Origin of the sequence: Providencia sp. PROV114 (assembly GCF_032704305.1) — a bacterium.
Taxonomy (GTDB): Bacteria; Pseudomonadota; Gammaproteobacteria; order Enterobacterales; family Enterobacteriaceae; genus Providencia; species Providencia rettgeri.
In genome coordinates this window covers 4,006,592-4,021,801 of sequence record NZ_CP120528.1, presented here as the reverse complement: position 1 = coordinate 4,021,801, position 15,210 = coordinate 4,006,592, and the positions used below count along the sequence as shown (strand labels likewise).

At 43.7% G+C, this 15,210-nt stretch carries 15 protein-coding genes; 14 read left to right on the top strand and 1 reads right to left on the bottom strand.

Features of this window, described 5'->3' with window-relative positions:
- The first annotated feature begins 11 nt into the window (after nucleotides 1-11).
- The 14 genes from mutL (at nucleotide 12) to rplI (ending at nucleotide 14,279) form a co-directional block, all read left to right on the top strand.
- Nucleotides 12-1,985, top strand: coding sequence for a DNA mismatch repair endonuclease MutL (gene mutL / locus P3L37_RS18065; RefSeq protein ID WP_109912140.1), 1,974 nt, complete (start codon nucleotides 12-14; stop codon nucleotides 1,983-1,985).
- On the top strand, nucleotides 1,978-2,919 hold the full coding sequence (gene miaA / locus P3L37_RS18060; protein WP_109912139.1) for a tRNA (adenosine(37)-N6)-dimethylallyltransferase MiaA: 942 nt from the start codon (nucleotides 1,978-1,980) through the stop codon (nucleotides 2,917-2,919). Before mutL ends, miaA begins: the two co-directional genes overlap by 8 nt.
- A 107-nt stretch (nucleotides 2,920-3,026) precedes the next feature.
- Nucleotides 3,027-3,320 (top strand): RNA chaperone Hfq, encoded by a 294-nt coding sequence (gene hfq / locus P3L37_RS18055; RefSeq protein ID WP_004906005.1) that lies wholly within the window; start codon nucleotides 3,027-3,029, stop codon nucleotides 3,318-3,320.
- Nucleotides 3,321-3,412: 92 nt separating this feature from the next.
- Nucleotides 3,413-4,693 carry a ribosome rescue GTPase HflX gene (hflX, locus tag P3L37_RS18050; RefSeq protein ID WP_004907402.1) on the top strand — a complete coding sequence of 427 codons (1,281 nt, stop codon included), beginning with the start codon at nucleotides 3,413-3,415 and terminating at the stop codon, nucleotides 4,691-4,693.
- A gap of 100 nt (nucleotides 4,694-4,793) precedes the next feature.
- Nucleotides 4,794-5,999, top strand: coding sequence for an FtsH protease activity modulator HflK (gene hflK, locus P3L37_RS18045; protein WP_109912138.1), 1,206 nt, complete (start codon nucleotides 4,794-4,796; stop codon nucleotides 5,997-5,999).
- A 2-nt stretch (nucleotides 6,000-6,001) separates the two neighbouring features.
- Nucleotides 6,002-7,003, top strand: a complete 1,002-nt coding sequence (hflC, locus tag P3L37_RS18040; protein ID WP_109912137.1) for a protease modulator HflC — start codon at nucleotides 6,002-6,004, stop codon at nucleotides 7,001-7,003.
- 280 nt (nucleotides 7,004-7,283) lie between these two features.
- Nucleotides 7,284-8,585, top strand: a complete 1,302-nt coding sequence (locus tag P3L37_RS18035) for an adenylosuccinate synthase (protein WP_004907406.1) — start codon at nucleotides 7,284-7,286, stop codon at nucleotides 8,583-8,585.
- Between the two features lie 329 nt (nucleotides 8,586-8,914).
- Entirely contained in the window at nucleotides 8,915-9,337 is a 423-nt protein-coding gene (nsrR, locus tag P3L37_RS18030) for a nitric oxide-sensing transcriptional repressor NsrR (protein ID WP_004907407.1), read from the top strand.
- A gap of 42 nt (nucleotides 9,338-9,379) precedes the next feature.
- Nucleotides 9,380-11,848, top strand: coding sequence for a ribonuclease R (gene rnr, locus P3L37_RS18025; RefSeq protein WP_004907409.1), 2,469 nt, complete (start codon nucleotides 9,380-9,382; stop codon nucleotides 11,846-11,848).
- 84 nt (nucleotides 11,849-11,932) lie between these two features.
- Entirely contained in the window at nucleotides 11,933-12,682 is a 750-nt protein-coding gene (rlmB, locus tag P3L37_RS18020) for a 23S rRNA (guanosine(2251)-2'-O)-methyltransferase RlmB (RefSeq protein ID WP_109912136.1), read from the top strand.
- Between the two features lie 155 nt (nucleotides 12,683-12,837).
- The gene (rpsF, locus tag P3L37_RS18015; protein ID WP_004905988.1) at nucleotides 12,838-13,233 is read left to right on the top strand and encodes a 30S ribosomal protein S6; all 396 of its coding nucleotides are present in this window, start codon (nucleotides 12,838-12,840) and stop codon (nucleotides 13,231-13,233) included.
- A gap of 8 nt (nucleotides 13,234-13,241) precedes the next feature.
- Nucleotides 13,242-13,559, top strand: coding sequence for a primosomal replication protein N (gene priB / locus P3L37_RS18010; protein ID WP_004907414.1), 318 nt, complete (start codon nucleotides 13,242-13,244; stop codon nucleotides 13,557-13,559).
- 4 nt (nucleotides 13,560-13,563) lie between these two features.
- On the top strand, nucleotides 13,564-13,791 hold the full coding sequence (rpsR, locus tag P3L37_RS18005; protein ID WP_000135199.1) for a 30S ribosomal protein S18: 228 nt from the start codon (nucleotides 13,564-13,566) through the stop codon (nucleotides 13,789-13,791).
- A gap of 38 nt (nucleotides 13,792-13,829) precedes the next feature.
- On the top strand, nucleotides 13,830-14,279 hold the full coding sequence (rplI, locus tag P3L37_RS18000) for a 50S ribosomal protein L9 (protein ID WP_004907418.1): 450 nt from the start codon (nucleotides 13,830-13,832) through the stop codon (nucleotides 14,277-14,279).
- A gap of 124 nt (nucleotides 14,280-14,403) precedes the next feature.
- Here rplI and P3L37_RS17995 read toward each other — a convergent pair whose 3' ends face one another.
- Nucleotides 14,404-15,003, bottom strand: a complete 600-nt coding sequence (locus P3L37_RS17995; RefSeq protein ID WP_109912135.1) for a LysM-like peptidoglycan-binding domain-containing protein — start codon at nucleotides 15,001-15,003, stop codon at nucleotides 14,404-14,406.
- Between the last annotated feature and the right edge of the window lie 207 nt (nucleotides 15,004-15,210).

Sequence of the window (15,210 nt, the reverse complement as noted above, 5' to 3'; positions counted from 1 at the left end):
GGGGGGAAGACATGGCAATACATATTCTCTCCCCACAGCTAGCCAACCAAATTGCGGCAGGAGAAGTGGTCGAAAGGCCTGCGTCAGTGGTTAAAGAGCTCGTTGAGAACAGTCTTGATGCCGGGGCAACGCGTATTGATATCGACATTGAGCGTGGTGGAGAAAAACTGATCCGTATTCGTGATAATGGCTGTGGTATCGGTAAAGATGAACTGATTCTCGCATTAGCTCGCCATGCGACCAGTAAAATTGCCACTTTGGATGACCTTGAAGCTATTATGAGTATGGGGTTTCGCGGTGAAGCGCTAGCGAGTATCAGTTCCGTTTCACGTTTAACATTGACATCCAAGCCCGCAGACCAAACAGAAGCATGGCAATCATATGCCGAAGGCCGGGATATGGAGGTGATGGTTAAACCTGCAGCGCATCCCAATGGCACAACGGTTGAAGTATTAGATTTATTCTATAATACGCCAGCTCGCCGTAAATTTATGCGCACAGAAAAAACCGAGTTCGGCCATATTGATGAACTTGTTCGCCGAATTGCACTTTCTCGTCCTGATGTGGCTATTAACCTGACTCACAACGGGAAATTAGTAAAGCAATATCGAGCCGCTCATGATGAAGCGCAGCAAGAGCGGCGTCTCGGGACGATTTGCGGTACGGGTTTTCTGCAAGGCGCTTTGGCGTTATCTTGGGAACATAGCGACCTTGCTATCAAAGGGTGGGTTGTTTCTCCATCAATGACATCAGGTAGCGAAACGCAATATTGCTATGTTAATGGCCGTATGATGCGTGACCGCCTGATTAACCATGCTATTCGCCAAGCCTATGAAGGGCATTTAGACGAAAACCAACAGCCTGCTTATGTCTTGTATTTGACGATTGATCCAAAACAAGTTGATGTTAACGTACACCCAGCAAAACATGAGGTTCGTTTTCACCAAGCTCGCTTGGTACATGATTTTATTTATCAAGCGGTACGAACGGTATTATTAGAAGCTGCATCTATTGATGAGCTTCCGGGTATTGAACCAGCAAATATAGGGTTAGAAAATCGACCTTCTGCGGGGGAAAACTATTTTTCTTCACCAAACGTGACTCCCAAGCAGCAACATAAGACAGAAAATCATACGCTCATTGAAAATACCGTTCGAGAGTCTAAAATACCTTATGACCAGCCCAGCCACTTAAAGGATAGTGCCGCAAATCACGCTTTTTCTTCACCGAAGACAACGTCAGGTTTTTCAGAAAATGCGCCAGCAAAAACGTTTGGTTCAACGTATGACAAAAAAGCGGGTGAGCTGTATCAGAGCTTAATGTCAATTCCCGTTGCCTCTGAAGATAAAAAACCGCTTTTTCCTGAGCGTAAACCGATAAACTCGCCACCAATATCGTCACAACCTGTAGCAAAAAATGCGGATAACTACCTTTTTGGCAAGGTATTGACAATTTACGCAAAAAACTTTGCATTAATTGAGTCTTCGTTGGGGCTAATCCTGTTATCCTTAACGGAAGCTAATTATTTATTGAAATTGTCACAATTGTCACCGGGTGGCGGAGCCTTAAAGCCTCAGCCATTGTTAATACCTCTAAAAGTGTCACTTAAAAATGATGAAATAGAGGTTTTACAGCGGTACAAGGAACAATTGACAATATTTGGTATCGAAGCCACGATATTACATGGAAAAGTAACAATTCATACGGTATCGTTACCATTAAGAACACAAAATTTATCACAGCTTTTTTCTGAACTACTCGATTTTTTATCGAGAAAAGAAAGTGTCACTGACGAAGAGATTGCACAATGGCTCGCAAAAGCAGTTTCACAGGTTAAAACAGAAGAAAGTTGGAGTTTAGCACAGGCTGTTCAGTTGCTGGCTGATGTTGAGCGGGTATGCCCTCAGTGGGTAAAAAATCCCCCACCAACATTATTACAATTAATTAATTTACAATCCGTGGTAGCTACACTAACAAATGAGTGATTTAGCAACTCAGAAAAAACCTGACGCAATATTCCTAATGGGTCCAACGGCCTCAGGTAAAACCGCTTTGGCGATCGAACTTCGCAAGCATTTGCCTGTGGAAATTATTAGTGTCGATTCGGCATTAATTTACCGAGGAATGGATATTGGCACAGCAAAACCAACAGCGGAAGAACTCAGCCAAGCTCCCCATCGTCTGATTGATATCCTCGATCCGTCTCTACCATACAGCGCTGCCGATTTTCGCCGTGACGCATTAAATGCCATGGCTGAAATTACCTCACAAGGTAAAATTCCGTTATTAGTTGGCGGCACTATGTTGTATTTTAAAGCCTTATTAGAAGGACTTTCACCACTTCCTTCAGCTGACCCAACAGTTCGTGCTGAAATTGAACACATTGCGAAAGAACAAGGATGGGGAGAAATTCATCGTCGTCTTACTGAAGCTGACCCAGTTGCCGCGGCAAGGATCCACCCTAACGATCCACAAAGATTATCCCGTGCTTTAGAGGTATATCTCATTTCGGGACAAACTTTGACTGAAATGACACAAACAGCTGGGGAAGAATTACCTTATAATGTGTTTCAGTTTGCTATTGCGCCACAAGATCGTAAAATTTTACATGAGCGCATAGAACAACGTTTTCATCTGATGATAGATGCGGGTTTTGAAGAAGAAGTTCGCAAATTGCATCAACGAAATGATTTACATGTTGACCTCCCTTCAATCCGTTGTGTGGGATATCGGCAAATGTGGTCATATTTAGATGGTGAAATTAGCCATGATGAAATGATTTATCGGGGAATTTGTGCAACTCGCCAATTGGCAAAACGTCAAATTACCTGGTTAAGAGGCTGGGAGAATGTTCATTGGTTAGATAGTGAACAACCTCAGCAAGCGCTTAGCACCGTTATGCAGGTTATGCGTGCATAGGACTGATGTTTGTGTACAATTAGAACGTTAAGCGCAATTTTTGAGTAGTTACTTTTTGGAATCTAAAAGATTCTCTTTTAAAAACAACAAAATAAGGAAAACATAGAATGGCTAAGGGGCAATCTTTGCAAGATCCGTTCCTGAACGCATTACGTCGTGAAAGGGTTCCGGTCTCTATTTATCTCGTTAATGGCATCAAATTGCAGGGGCAAATTGAGTCTTTTGACCAATTTGTCATTTTATTAAAAAACACAGTTAGCCAGATGGTTTATAAGCACGCTATCTCGACTGTTGTCCCTGCTCGCCCTGTTTCTCATCATAGCGGTACTGCGGGTAGCACTGGCAATGGTAATTACCATTCAGGTAACCCTGCAGCGCAAGATGGCGAAGTAACTGAGTAAGTTTGTACGCTAAAAGACAAGGAAAGCATGGGTAGGGAGACTGTACCTGTGTTTTTCCTTTGCAATTATTGTTTAGCCTAAGAGGTTACACCTTGTTTGATAGGTATGAAGGCGGTGAACTAGCTGTATTAGTCCATGTCTTTTTTTCTCAAGAAAAAGATGTTGATAATCTGGCAGAATTTGAGTCACTTGTGACATCTGCTGGCGTAAAACCAGTACAAATAGTCACGGGCAGTCGTAAAGCCCCTCATCCAAAGTTTTTTGTTGGGGAAGGTAAAGCAGAAGAAATTGCCCAAGCTGTTGAGGAAAGTGGTGCAGATGTGGTGTTGTTTAATCATACTCTAAGCCCTGCTCAAGAACGTAATCTCGAAAGGATTTGCCAATGTAAGGTGGTTGACCGTACAGGGGTAATTTTAGATATTTTTGCTCAACGCGCACGTACACACGAAGGTAAGCTTCAAGTTGAATTGGCTCAGTTAAGGCATTTATCGACTCGCTTAGTGAGGGGATGGACGCACTTAGAGCGACAAAAAGGCGGGATTGGCTTACGAGGTCCCGGTGAAACTCAACTTGAGACTGACCGCCGGCTATTAAGAGATAAAATTAAACAAATCTTATCTCGTCTTAGTCGGGTGGAAAAACAGCGTGAACAAGGGCGTCAAGCGAGAAGTAAGGCTGATATCCCGACTATTTCGCTTGTCGGTTATACCAACGCTGGTAAGTCTAGTTTGTTTAACCGCATGACGGCCGCTGATGTTTACGCTGCTGACCAGTTATTTGCAACACTTGACCCAACACTTCGTCGTATTGATGTAGAAGATGTTGGTGTTGTCGTTCTTGCAGATACTGTGGGTTTTATCCGTCATTTACCCCATGATTTGGTTGCAGCTTTTAAAGCAACCCTGCAAGAAACACGTGAAGCAACGTTACTGCTGCACGTTATCGATGCAGCTGATAATCGCTTGGATGAAAATATTCATGCAGTTGAAAGTGTGTTAGAAGAAATCGAAGCGGATGAAATACCAACACTTTTAGTGATGAACAAAGTTGATATGCTGGAGGATTTTGTCCCGCGTATTGACAGAGATGAGGATAACAAGCCGGTTCGTGTCTGGGTTTCAGCGCAAACGGGCGATGGTATCTCATTGCTGCTACAGGCATTGACGGAACGTCTTTCAGGTGAAATCGCACATGTTGAATTGCGTTTACCACCGAATGAAGGCCGTTTACGTAGCCGTTTCTATCAACTTCAGTCAATCGAACGTGAATGGCAGGAAGAAGACGGCTCAATTGGCCTTGAGGTGCGTATGCCAATGGTGGATTGGCGGCGTCTGTGCAAACAAGAGCAGCAATTACCTGACTACGTTATTTAATTGTTTTGGTGATTAATGATGTAGTTAGGCAATGGAATTGATATTAAGAGCCCTATCGCTCTTAGCCCTGAAAATCAATCATAAAGAATGGAGCTAAAACATGGCGTGGAATCAGCCCGGTAATGACGGACAAGACCGCGATCCGTGGGGAAGCGGCAATAAAGGCGGCAACTCTGGCGGGAACAAAGGTGGTCGAAAACGTGGGGCTTATGATCTCGACGATCTCTTTCGTAAACTAGGCAGCAAGCTTGGTGGAAATAAAGGCAGCGGTGGTGATGGCGATAATAAACAACCATCACAAATCAGCGGCCGTTTAGGTATGTTAGCTCTTGCTGCTATCGTTGTTGTATGGGCAGGTTCAGGCTTCTACACCATCAAAGAAAGTGACCGTGGCGTAGTATTACGTTTTGGTGAATATAGTGGTGTTGTTGGGCCTGGTTTGAACTGGAAACCAACCTTCATTGATAGAGTTATTCCTGTCAACGTAGAAACCGTACGTGAACAAGCGACAAATGGCATGATGTTAACGTCAGATGAAAACGTGATCCGCGTTGAAATGAACGTTCAATATCGTGTTACCGACCCTGCGCAATATTTATTTAGTGTCACAAACCCAGACAATAGTCTGCGTCAGGCGCTAGATAGTGCTGTGCGTGGTGTAATCGGTCAGTCTGCGATGGAGCAAGTACTGACTACGAATCGTGCTTTTATCCGTGATGTAACACAAAAAGAGCTCGAAGCAACAATTGCGCCATACAAAATGGGTATCACACTGCTTGACGTCAACTTCCAAGCAGCGCGTCCGCCTGAAGACGTTAAAGCCGCATTTGATGATGTAATTGCAGCAAGGGAAGAAGAACAAAAAACCATTCGTGAAGCACATGCTTATCGAAACGAAGTTCTTCCTCTGGCAAAAGGTAACGCACAACGCTTAATTGAAGAAGCTGAAGCTTATAAAGCCAGTGTGGTCTTCAAAGCAGAGGGTGAGGTGGCAAGTTTTGCAAAAATGTTGCCTGAATATCGTGCTGCACCTGAGATTACCCGTGAACGTCTATATATCGAAACGATGGAACGTGTATTAGGTAATACACGTAAAGTGATAGCAAATGATAAGAGCAACAGCATGTTAGTGCTGCCGCTTGATCAAATCATGCGTGGTGCTAATACGAACGCTACATCAGCACCGAAAGTCAGTCCATCAGCCAGAATGGCGACGCCAAATAATAACGCGTCATCTAATGGCGCAACATCAGCTCAGCCAAACAGTGCTGTTCGTGGTGATGCAGTTAGAGTAGGGAGACAATAATCATGCGTAAATCGCTAATTGTTATCGTTCTGGCCATTTTGGCAGTCGCATACGCATCTATCTTTATTGTTCCTCAAACTGATCGCGGCATTGTCTTGCGTTTTGGTAAGGTTCTGCGTGATTCTGAAAACAAACCGATCATTTATGAGCCGGGTCTGCATTTCAAAGTACCATTTATTGAAACGGTAAAAATGTTGGATGCACGTATTCAGACACTGGAAATTCAGGCTGACCGCTATCTGACAAGTGAAAACAAAGACTTAATGGTGGATTCCTACCTGAAATGGCGCGTTACTGATTTCAGTCGTTACTATGTAGCGACTGGCGGTGGTAATCCATTCCAAGCGGAAACCCTGTTAAAACGTAAATTTAGTGACCGTTTACGTTCTGAGTTTGGTCGCTTAAGCGTAAAAGATATCATTACTGACTCACGTGGCCGTTTGACCATTGATGTCCGTGATGCTTTGAACAAAGGTACAGCAACTGACGATGCAACCAAAGAAGCGGATGCAGCGATTGCGGATGCAGCAAAACGTGTTGAAGAAGAAACAAACCTGAAGCCACTGGTTGTGAATGCAAACAGTATGGCGGCGTTAGGTATTGAAGTTGTCGACGTACGTATTAAACGTATCGAGCTACCAAACGAAGTTTCTGAAGCTATTTATGCGCGTATGCGTGCAGAACGTGAAGCAGTTGCACGTCAACACCGTTCACAAGGTCAAGAAGAAGCGACTAAGATCCGCGCTGTTGCAGATAAAACAGTAACAGAAACGTTGGCTGAAGCGGAGCGTACCGCACTGACTTACCGTGGTGAAGGTGATGCGATGGCAACAAAATTGTTTGCTGATGCATTCAACCAAGACCCAGAGTTCTATGCGTTTATTCGTAGCTTACGTGCTTATGAACAAAGCTTTAAGAGTGGTGATGACGTGATGGTCATGAGTCCAGACACTGACTTCTTCCGCTTTATGAAGGCACCAACTAAGCTTCGCGCGACAGATTAATAACAAGCTAAGTTGCGTGCAACCTAGCAAAATAACTGTTAATCTATTAAAGAAAAGCCCGCTTCGGTGGGCTTTTTTTCGCCTGTCGTTTTAAGTATAAGATTTTTCAGGGAAAATTTGAACTGCTCAACTGATGGCATTCATTTTGAGTTTACGGCAGAAATAAAAAATACCATTTTACTTGCTTTCCAGAAAAAAATTTTTGTATTGCCAAAATATCACTGGAACAGTTCATTTTTGATGGTAGAATTCATTTTTAAGCAACCGAGTGTATTTCAAAATGGGTAAGAACGTTGTCGTACTGGGCACCCAATGGGGTGACGAAGGGAAGGGCAAGATCGTTGACTTGCTGACAGAGCGTGCTAAATACGTAGTTCGCTATCAGGGCGGCCATAATGCTGGCCATACTCTTGTTGTAAACGGTGAAAAAACCGTTCTCCACTTAATTCCATCCGGTATTCTTCGTGAAAATGTCATCAGTATTATTGCTAATGGTGTTGTTTTAGCGCCAGACGCATTAATGAAAGAGATGAAAGAATTGGAAGACCGCGGTGTTCCTGTTCGGGAACGTTTACGTCTTTCTGAAGCATGCCCACTGATCCTGCCTTATCATATCGCATTAGATAATGCGCGTGAAAAAGCACGTGGTTCCAAAGCGATTGGAACAACAGGTCGTGGTATTGGTCCTGCTTATGAAGATAAAGTTGCACGTCGTGGTCTACGCGTTGGTGATTTGTTTGATAAAGCCACGTTTGCAGAAAAATTAAAAGAAATCGTTGAATACCATAACTTCCAACTTGTTCATTATTATAAAGAACCTGCTGTAGATTACCAAAAAACGTTAGATGATATTATGGCTGTAGCGGATATCCTGACTGGCATGGTAATTGATGTTTCTGATCTGCTATATAAAGCAAATCAGAAGAATGAATTAGTGATGTTTGAAGGTGCACAAGGGACATTATTAGATATCGACCACGGTACTTATCCTTATGTAACCTCTTCAAATACGACCGCTGGTGGTGTAGCGACAGGTTCTGGTTTAGGCCCTCGCTATGTCAACTACGTATTAGGTATCATCAAGGCTTACTCAACGCGTGTTGGTGCAGGTCCATTCCCAACTGAGCTGTTTGACGAAGTGGGTGAGTTCCTGCGTGAAAAAGGCCAAGAATTTGGTGCAACTACGGGTCGTAAACGCCGTACTGGTTGGTTAGATATCGTTGCGATTAATCGTGCGGTACAAATTAACTCACTGTCAGGCTTCTGTATGACTAAACTGGATGTTTTAGACGGTTTAGAAGAAGTCAAAATCTGCGTAGGCTACCGTCGTCCAGATGGCAAAGTGCTTGAAACAACGCCTTTAGCTGCTGATGAGTGGGATGGCTTAGAGCCAGTTTATGAATCAATGCCAGGTTGGAAAGAAACAACTTTTGGTGTGAAACAAAGAGAATTACTGCCACAAGCAGCTCTGAATTACATCAAACGCGTTGAAGAATTAACGGGTATTCCAGTTGATATTATTTCAACCGGTCCAGATCGTTCAGAAACCATGATCCTGCGTGATCCATTTGACGTTGAGTAATAACACTGACTGCGCCTAATACAGGCGCAGTTTTTTACTGCTTTACCTCCTTCCACTATGCAGCTTCTTTGATAAAACAGTCAAAATTCCCCATAATGATTGAATCAAGTCACTTTTGTGTGCAAATTATGTGCAATTAAGTGCATATTTGACTTGTGTTATACGTTAAACTTTATTTAACGACATATAATTTATTAGCATGCTATATTTTGTTCAGAAAACTGAAAGTGTTGGGTTAGAAATAGCAAGCGTGAATTTTAAAATGAGTCGCATTTTTTAGGCCAATGATTTGCGGCCAACAGCGTTATAGCTAAAATTTTGAGGTGATTGTGCAACTGACTAGTTTTACAGATTATGGGTTACGAGCTCTTATTTACCTGGCATCCCTAGGTGAAGGGAAAATGACCAGTATTACAGAGGTCACCGAGGTTTACGGTGTATCGCGTAACCATATGGTAAAAATTATTAATCAGCTCAGTCACCTAGGTTATATTAAAGCCACTCGTGGCAAAAATGGCGGGATTACACTAGGACAACCAGCGGAATCAATTCGTATAGGGGACGTTGTCAGAGCATTAGAGCCCCTGACTCTTGTTAATTGTAGTGGCGAATTTTGCCACATTACACCTGCGTGTCGTTTAAAAGGTGTGCTACATCAAGCAATACAGCAGTTTTTACAAGAACTTGATCAATACACGCTGGCGGACATGGTGAAAGATAACAGCCCGCTCTATCAACTACTGCTTGACTAGCATTTGCGGTAGTTATGAATTCTGATGACAACGGAGGTAACGATGTCACAAGATCCTTTTCAGGAAAGAGAAGCAGAAAAATACGAGTCCCCAATTCCAAGTCGAGAATACATTCTTGACCTTATCTCGAAGCGTACTGCACCCGCTAATCGCGAAGAAATTGCACAATTATTGAATTTATCGACAGAAGATGAATTAGAGGCACTGCGTCGTCGGTTAAGAGCCATGGAACGGGATGGGCAATTAGTCTTCACTCGCCGTCAGTGTTATGCATTGCCGGAGCGTTTAGACTTATTAAAAGGGAAAGTGATTGGCCATCGTGATGGCTACGGCTTCCTGCGTGTTGAGGGTAAAAAAGAAGATTACTATTTATCTCAAGACGAAATGAAACGCGCCCTACATGGTGACGTTATTCTAGCGCAACCTTATGGGCAAGACCGTAAGGGGCGGACAGAGGTTCGTGTTGTTCGTGTGTTAGAACCGCGTAATAACCAAATTGTTGGCCGGTATTTTATTGAATCGGGTATGGGGTTTGTCGTACCGGATGATAGCCGTTTAAGCTTTGATATTTTGATTCCGAAAGATCGCGTCCTTGGCGCTCGTATGGGGAATGTGGTGGTGGTTGAATTAGTCACCCGCCCACAACGTCGCTCGCAAGCGGTGGGGAATATCATTGAAGTATTAGGCGAAACAATGGGAACAGGTATGGCGGTAGAGATCGCTTTACGTACCCATGAAATTCCACATTCATGGCCACCACAAGTTGAAAAACAAGTTGCGGACCTGAGTGAGCATGTCCCTGAGTCTGCGAAAAAAGGGCGCGTTGATTTACGTGATCTCCCTTTAGTGACCATTGATGGCGAAGATGCCCGCGACTTTGATGATGCGGTTTATTGTGCACCGAAAAAAGGCGGTGGTTGGCGCTTATGGGTGGCGATTGCGGATGTCAGTTATTATGTCCGTCCGCAAACAGCTCTAGATACAGAAGCTCGTAGTCGAGGTAACTCGGTATATTTTCCATCTCAAGTTGTTCCTATGCTCCCGGAAGTCTTATCGAACGGCCTGTGCTCACTGAATCCTGGTGTTGACCGCCTGTGTATGGTGTGTGAAATGACAGTATCGGCATCCGGTAAGCTTTCGTCATACAAGTTCTATGAAGCGGTTATGAGCTCTCATGCAAGGTTAACTTACACGAAAGTGTGGAAAATCTTGGAAGGAGACGAAGAGCTGCGTGAGCATTATAAAGCCTTAGTGCCGCATATTGAGCATCTGCACCAATTATATAAAGCACTGGATGCTGCACGTATTGAGCGTGGTGCAATTTCCTTCGAATCCGAAGAAGCGAAATTTATTTTTAACGCAGAACGCCGTATTGAAAGTATCGAACCGGTTGAGCGAAATGATGCACATAAATTGATTGAAGAGTGCATGATTTTGGCTAATATTGCGGCGGCTCGGTTTGTTGAGAAAAACGAAGAGCCTGCTTTATACCGTGTGCATGACCGTCCTAAAGAAGAAAGCGTGATGAATTTACGCTCAGTATTCAGTGAATTAGGGTTGACCCTACCGGGTGGAATGAAGCCAGAGCCGAAAGATTATGCGCAGGTAATGAATGAAGTGGCTGAGCGCCCTGACCATGAATTACTGCAAACCATGATTTTACGTTCGATGAAACAAGCGATTTATGATCCTGAAAACCGCGGGCACTTTGGCTTAGGTTTGAAATCGTATGCTCACTTTACATCACCAATTCGTCGTTATCCTGACCTGACGTTACATCGTGGGATAAAATATTTACTGGCGAAAGAACATGGTCATTCAGATAAGCGCTGGACGGAAACAGGTGGCTGGCATTCAGATATGGATAGCATGTTACAGCTTGGTGAGCACTGTTCAATGACTGAACGCCGTGCGGATGAAGCTACACGTGATGTCGCTGACTGGCTGAAATGTGATTTCATGCAAGACCAAGTTGGCCAAACCTTTACAGGTTTAATCACAAGCGTCACTGGTTTTGGTTTCTTTGTGCGTCTTAATGATTTATTTATTGATGGTTTAGTGCATATTTCAACGTTGGATAATGACTACTACCGTTATGATGCGGTCGGTCAGCGTTTAATTGGTGAATCATCAGGTACCACTTATCGTCTTGGTGATGAAGTGGAAATTCGTGTCGAAGCTGTGCATATGGATGAGCGCACTATTGATTTCGCTTTAATTTCAACTACTCGTAAAGCGAAAAACCCGGGTAAAACAGCGCGGGACAAAATGAAGCAAGAAGTGAAAAACGCGACGCGTCCAGCTCGTCGAAAAGCGGATGCGAGTAAAGATAAAAACTTCGAGCCTGATTCTGCATTTCGTCGCTCAGAGAAAAAAGGGAAAAAAGCTGAAGCTAAGCCCGAGGCGAAAGGGAAAGGAAAAGGCAAAAAACCGTCTGATAAAACCAGAAAAATTACAGCAAAATTAAAAGCTAAGCGTGTTGCAAAAAAATCCCAAAAACAAGAGGGATAATGGTATTGCTGTAGTTATGAACCATCGTTATTAACCAAAGTGGCGTATTAGCGCCACTTTACTATTTATATAAATAAGAAATTTATGAGCGAAATGATTTATGGCATTCACGCAGTGAAAGCCTTACTGGAGCGTTCACCGCAACGCATTAAAGAAGTCTATATTCTAAAAGGTCGTGAAGATCGCCGATTAATGCCGTTGGTGCATGAAATTGAAGCATTAGGTGTCGTCGTTCAAGTGGCGAATCGTCAATGGATGGATAGCCAAACTGAAGGTGCGGTTCACCAAGGCATCATTGCGAAAGTACTACCAGGTAAACAATATCAAGAAGGTGACCTGCCTGATTTATTGGAGAGCACACCATCGCCATTTTTATTGGTATTGGATGGCGTGACAGACCCACATAACTTAGGTGCATGTTTACGTAGCGCTGATGCGGCAGGTGTTCATGCTGTGATTGTTCCTAAAGATAAATCCGCTCAGCTTAATGCAACTGCGAAAAAAGTGGCCTGTGGTGCGGCAGAAAATGTTCCTCTTATTCGTGTGACGAATCTAGCAAGGACATTGCGCTTGCTACAAGAATACAATGTATGGATTGTGGGAACGGCAGGTGAAGCTGACCACAATTTATATCAAAGCAAGTTAACGGGCCCGATAGCTCTGGTGATGGGAGCTGAAGGTGAAGGTATGCGTCGTTTAACTCGTGAGCATTGTGACGAGTTAATTAGCATTCCAATGGCAGGTTCTGTGTCATCATTGAACGTCTCTGTAGCAACAGGGGTTTGCTTGTTTGAAGCCGTGCGTCAGCGCTTATCCGTTTCTGTAGAAAAATAATATTTAGCGTAAAATTGCATCCATCTCTTGAGTTTTATATCAGGGATGGGTATAGTTACGCGTCAATTTTTTAGCCGCACTCAACAAGTTCCTTGCCTCCGCGGGCCGCGGTTAACCCAGACAGGAGGCTAATAATCCGTAAGGAGCAACTACTAATGCGTCATTACGAAATCGTTTTTATGGTCCATCCTGACCAAAGCGAACAGGTTCCGGGCATGATCGAGCGTTACAGTGCTGTTATCACTAACGCACAAGGTCAGATTCACCGTCTGGAAGACTGGGGCCGCCGTCAACTGGCTTACCCAATCAACAAACTGCACAAAGCACACTATGTTCTTCTGAACGTAGAAGCGCCGCAGGAAGCGATTGATGAGCTGGAAACTAACTTCCGCTTCAACGATGCCGTTATCCGCAGCATGGTTATGCGCTTAAAACACGCAGTAACAGAAGCTTCTCCAATGGTCAAAGCTAAAGACGAACGTCGTGGCCGTGACATGTCTGATGAATATCAGGATGAAGAAGTAGAAGAAACTGGGGATTCTGAAGAGTAATTGCGCAAGTGACCACTAATCGTTTGGTGCTCACAGGCACAGTCTGTAAAGCATTGATTCGAAAAGTGAGTCCGTCAGGCATTCCTCACTGCCAGTTTGTTTTAGAACATCGTTCGGAGCAACAGGAAGCGGGGTTGTCAAGGCAAGCATGGTGCAGAATGCCCATTATCGCCAGCGGACAAACCTTACAAGCTCATACTCACAGTATAACGGTCGGCAGTTGGATTACAGTAAGCGGTTTCATTAGTACCCATCAGGGTCGCAATGGGATCAGCAAGATTGTCCTCCATGCCGAGCAGATTGATTTGATAGATTCTGGAGACTAGCCATATGGCACGTTATTTCCGTCGTCGCAAGTTCTGCCGTTTCACAGCGGAAGGCGTTCAAGAGATCGACTATAAAGATATCGCAACGCTGAAAAACTATATCACTGAAAGTGGTAAAATTGTACCAAGCCGTATCACCGGTACTCGTGCAAAATATCAACGCCAGCTCGCTCGTGCTATCAAGCGCGCTCGCTACCTGTCTCTGTTACCATACACTGATCGTCATCAGTAATTGGTACAGTCCATTAACGACTAATAGAGGATAAGGTAATGCAAGTTATTCTGCTTGATAAAGTAGCTAACCTAGGTAGCCTGGGTGACCAAGTTAACGTTAAATCGGGCTATGCTCGTAACTTCTTAGTACCACAGGGCAAAGCTGTTCCTGCAACTAAGAAAAACGTTGAATTTTTCGAAGCTCGCCGCGCTGAACTGGAAGCTAAATTAGCTGACGTTCTGGCAGCAGCACAGGCTCGTGCAGCAGCTGTTACTGCACTGGGTTCTGTAACTTTAGCTTCTAAAGCTGGTGACGAAGGTAAACTGTTCGGTTCAATCGGTACTCGTGATATCGCTGACGCAGTTACTGCGGCTGGCGTTCAAATCGCGAAAAGTGAAGTTCGTCTGCCAAACGGCGTTCTGCGTACTACTGGTGACCACGAAGTTCACTTCCAGTTACACAGCGATGTTTTCGCAGAGCTGAACGTTATCATCGTTGCTGAGTAATCAATAATGATGATATGCATCATTGGGTTATCCATGGTGCAAATAAAAAACACCGGCTAAGTCCGGTGTTTTTTGCTTTTTAGATATCTGTTTTTTTTATTTCATAAGCGTTTTTGCACTAATACTAAGGCGTTCTGTAATAACTCCCATCGCTTAATCGCGCAAAGCTATAGGTTTTTCCATCAGAACCGGTAGTTTCTAATAATTGAACTTCACCTTTTGAATTGGCTTTTAATCGAATTTTTTGCCCTTGACGTAAATTACTCAGTGGTTTTTCTGCACCTTCTACGCGAGCCATAATAAAAGCGTCATTGGCTTGTAAGTTATTATCACGAAACAGTTGTGCGAGAGTCTTCCCTTTTTGAACTCGGTAGTTTTGCCATTCGCTAGTTGAAGGGCGAGTGGTTTTGGGCTCAGGCGCTTTTTCTGGTGAAGTCACTATTGGAGGCTCATTGGGTGTGGGCTCAATAGGTTCTGGAATAATCTCAGGCTCAGTAGGTAAAAGTGGGGAATTACCTTCAGGTGTCGGCACTGGCTCTGGTACTGGTGGTGTAATAGTAGATTCAGGCATGACCTCAGGGGTAGTGGGTGGGGGAATGACAATCGGTTGGTTTTGAACAATATCGCTGGGGGATTTATCACTTGTAGGCCAAAAAAAAGCGACCACGACAATTAGGGCGAGCAGTGCAATACCATAGCGATGAAATTTTGAAAGTTTAAACATCACTCCTCCTTGATGAGGCAATGAGTAAATTAGACCGTATTAATACGCATACTAGCACCCTTTTTAGACATTTTTAGCGTTTAGCTGAATTTTTCAGAGAACACTGAATAAATTTGTCGGGAATCAATCAGTTTTATTCTTTAGATTCATTGTTTGGGTTTACCCATAAGGGTGAGGCTGCTATTCTTGGTTTTTCTCAAAATCATA

Coding starts and splice junctions, on each gene's coding strand:
- mutL (WP_109912140.1), top strand. CDS start 12: ATGGCAATACATATTCTCTCCCCACAGCTAGCCAACCAAATTGCGGCA.
- miaA (WP_109912139.1), top strand. CDS start 1,978: ATGAGTGATTTAGCAACTCAGAAAAAACCTGACGCAATATTCCTAATG.
- hfq (WP_004906005.1), top strand. CDS start 3,027: ATGGCTAAGGGGCAATCTTTGCAAGATCCGTTCCTGAACGCATTACGT.
- hflK (WP_109912138.1), top strand. CDS start 4,794: ATGGCGTGGAATCAGCCCGGTAATGACGGACAAGACCGCGATCCGTGG.
- hflC (WP_109912137.1), top strand. CDS start 6,002: ATGCGTAAATCGCTAATTGTTATCGTTCTGGCCATTTTGGCAGTCGCA.
- P3L37_RS18035 (WP_004907406.1), top strand. CDS start 7,284: ATGGGTAAGAACGTTGTCGTACTGGGCACCCAATGGGGTGACGAAGGG.
- rnr (WP_004907409.1), top strand. CDS start 9,380: ATGTCACAAGATCCTTTTCAGGAAAGAGAAGCAGAAAAATACGAGTCC.
- rlmB (WP_109912136.1), top strand. CDS start 11,933: ATGAGCGAAATGATTTATGGCATTCACGCAGTGAAAGCCTTACTGGAG.
- rpsF (WP_004905988.1), top strand. CDS start 12,838: ATGCGTCATTACGAAATCGTTTTTATGGTCCATCCTGACCAAAGCGAA.
- rpsR (WP_000135199.1), top strand. CDS start 13,564: ATGGCACGTTATTTCCGTCGTCGCAAGTTCTGCCGTTTCACAGCGGAA.
- rplI (WP_004907418.1), top strand. CDS start 13,830: ATGCAAGTTATTCTGCTTGATAAAGTAGCTAACCTAGGTAGCCTGGGT.
- P3L37_RS17995 (WP_109912135.1), bottom strand. CDS start 15,003: ATGTTTAAACTTTCAAAATTTCATCGCTATGGTATTGCACTGCTCGCC.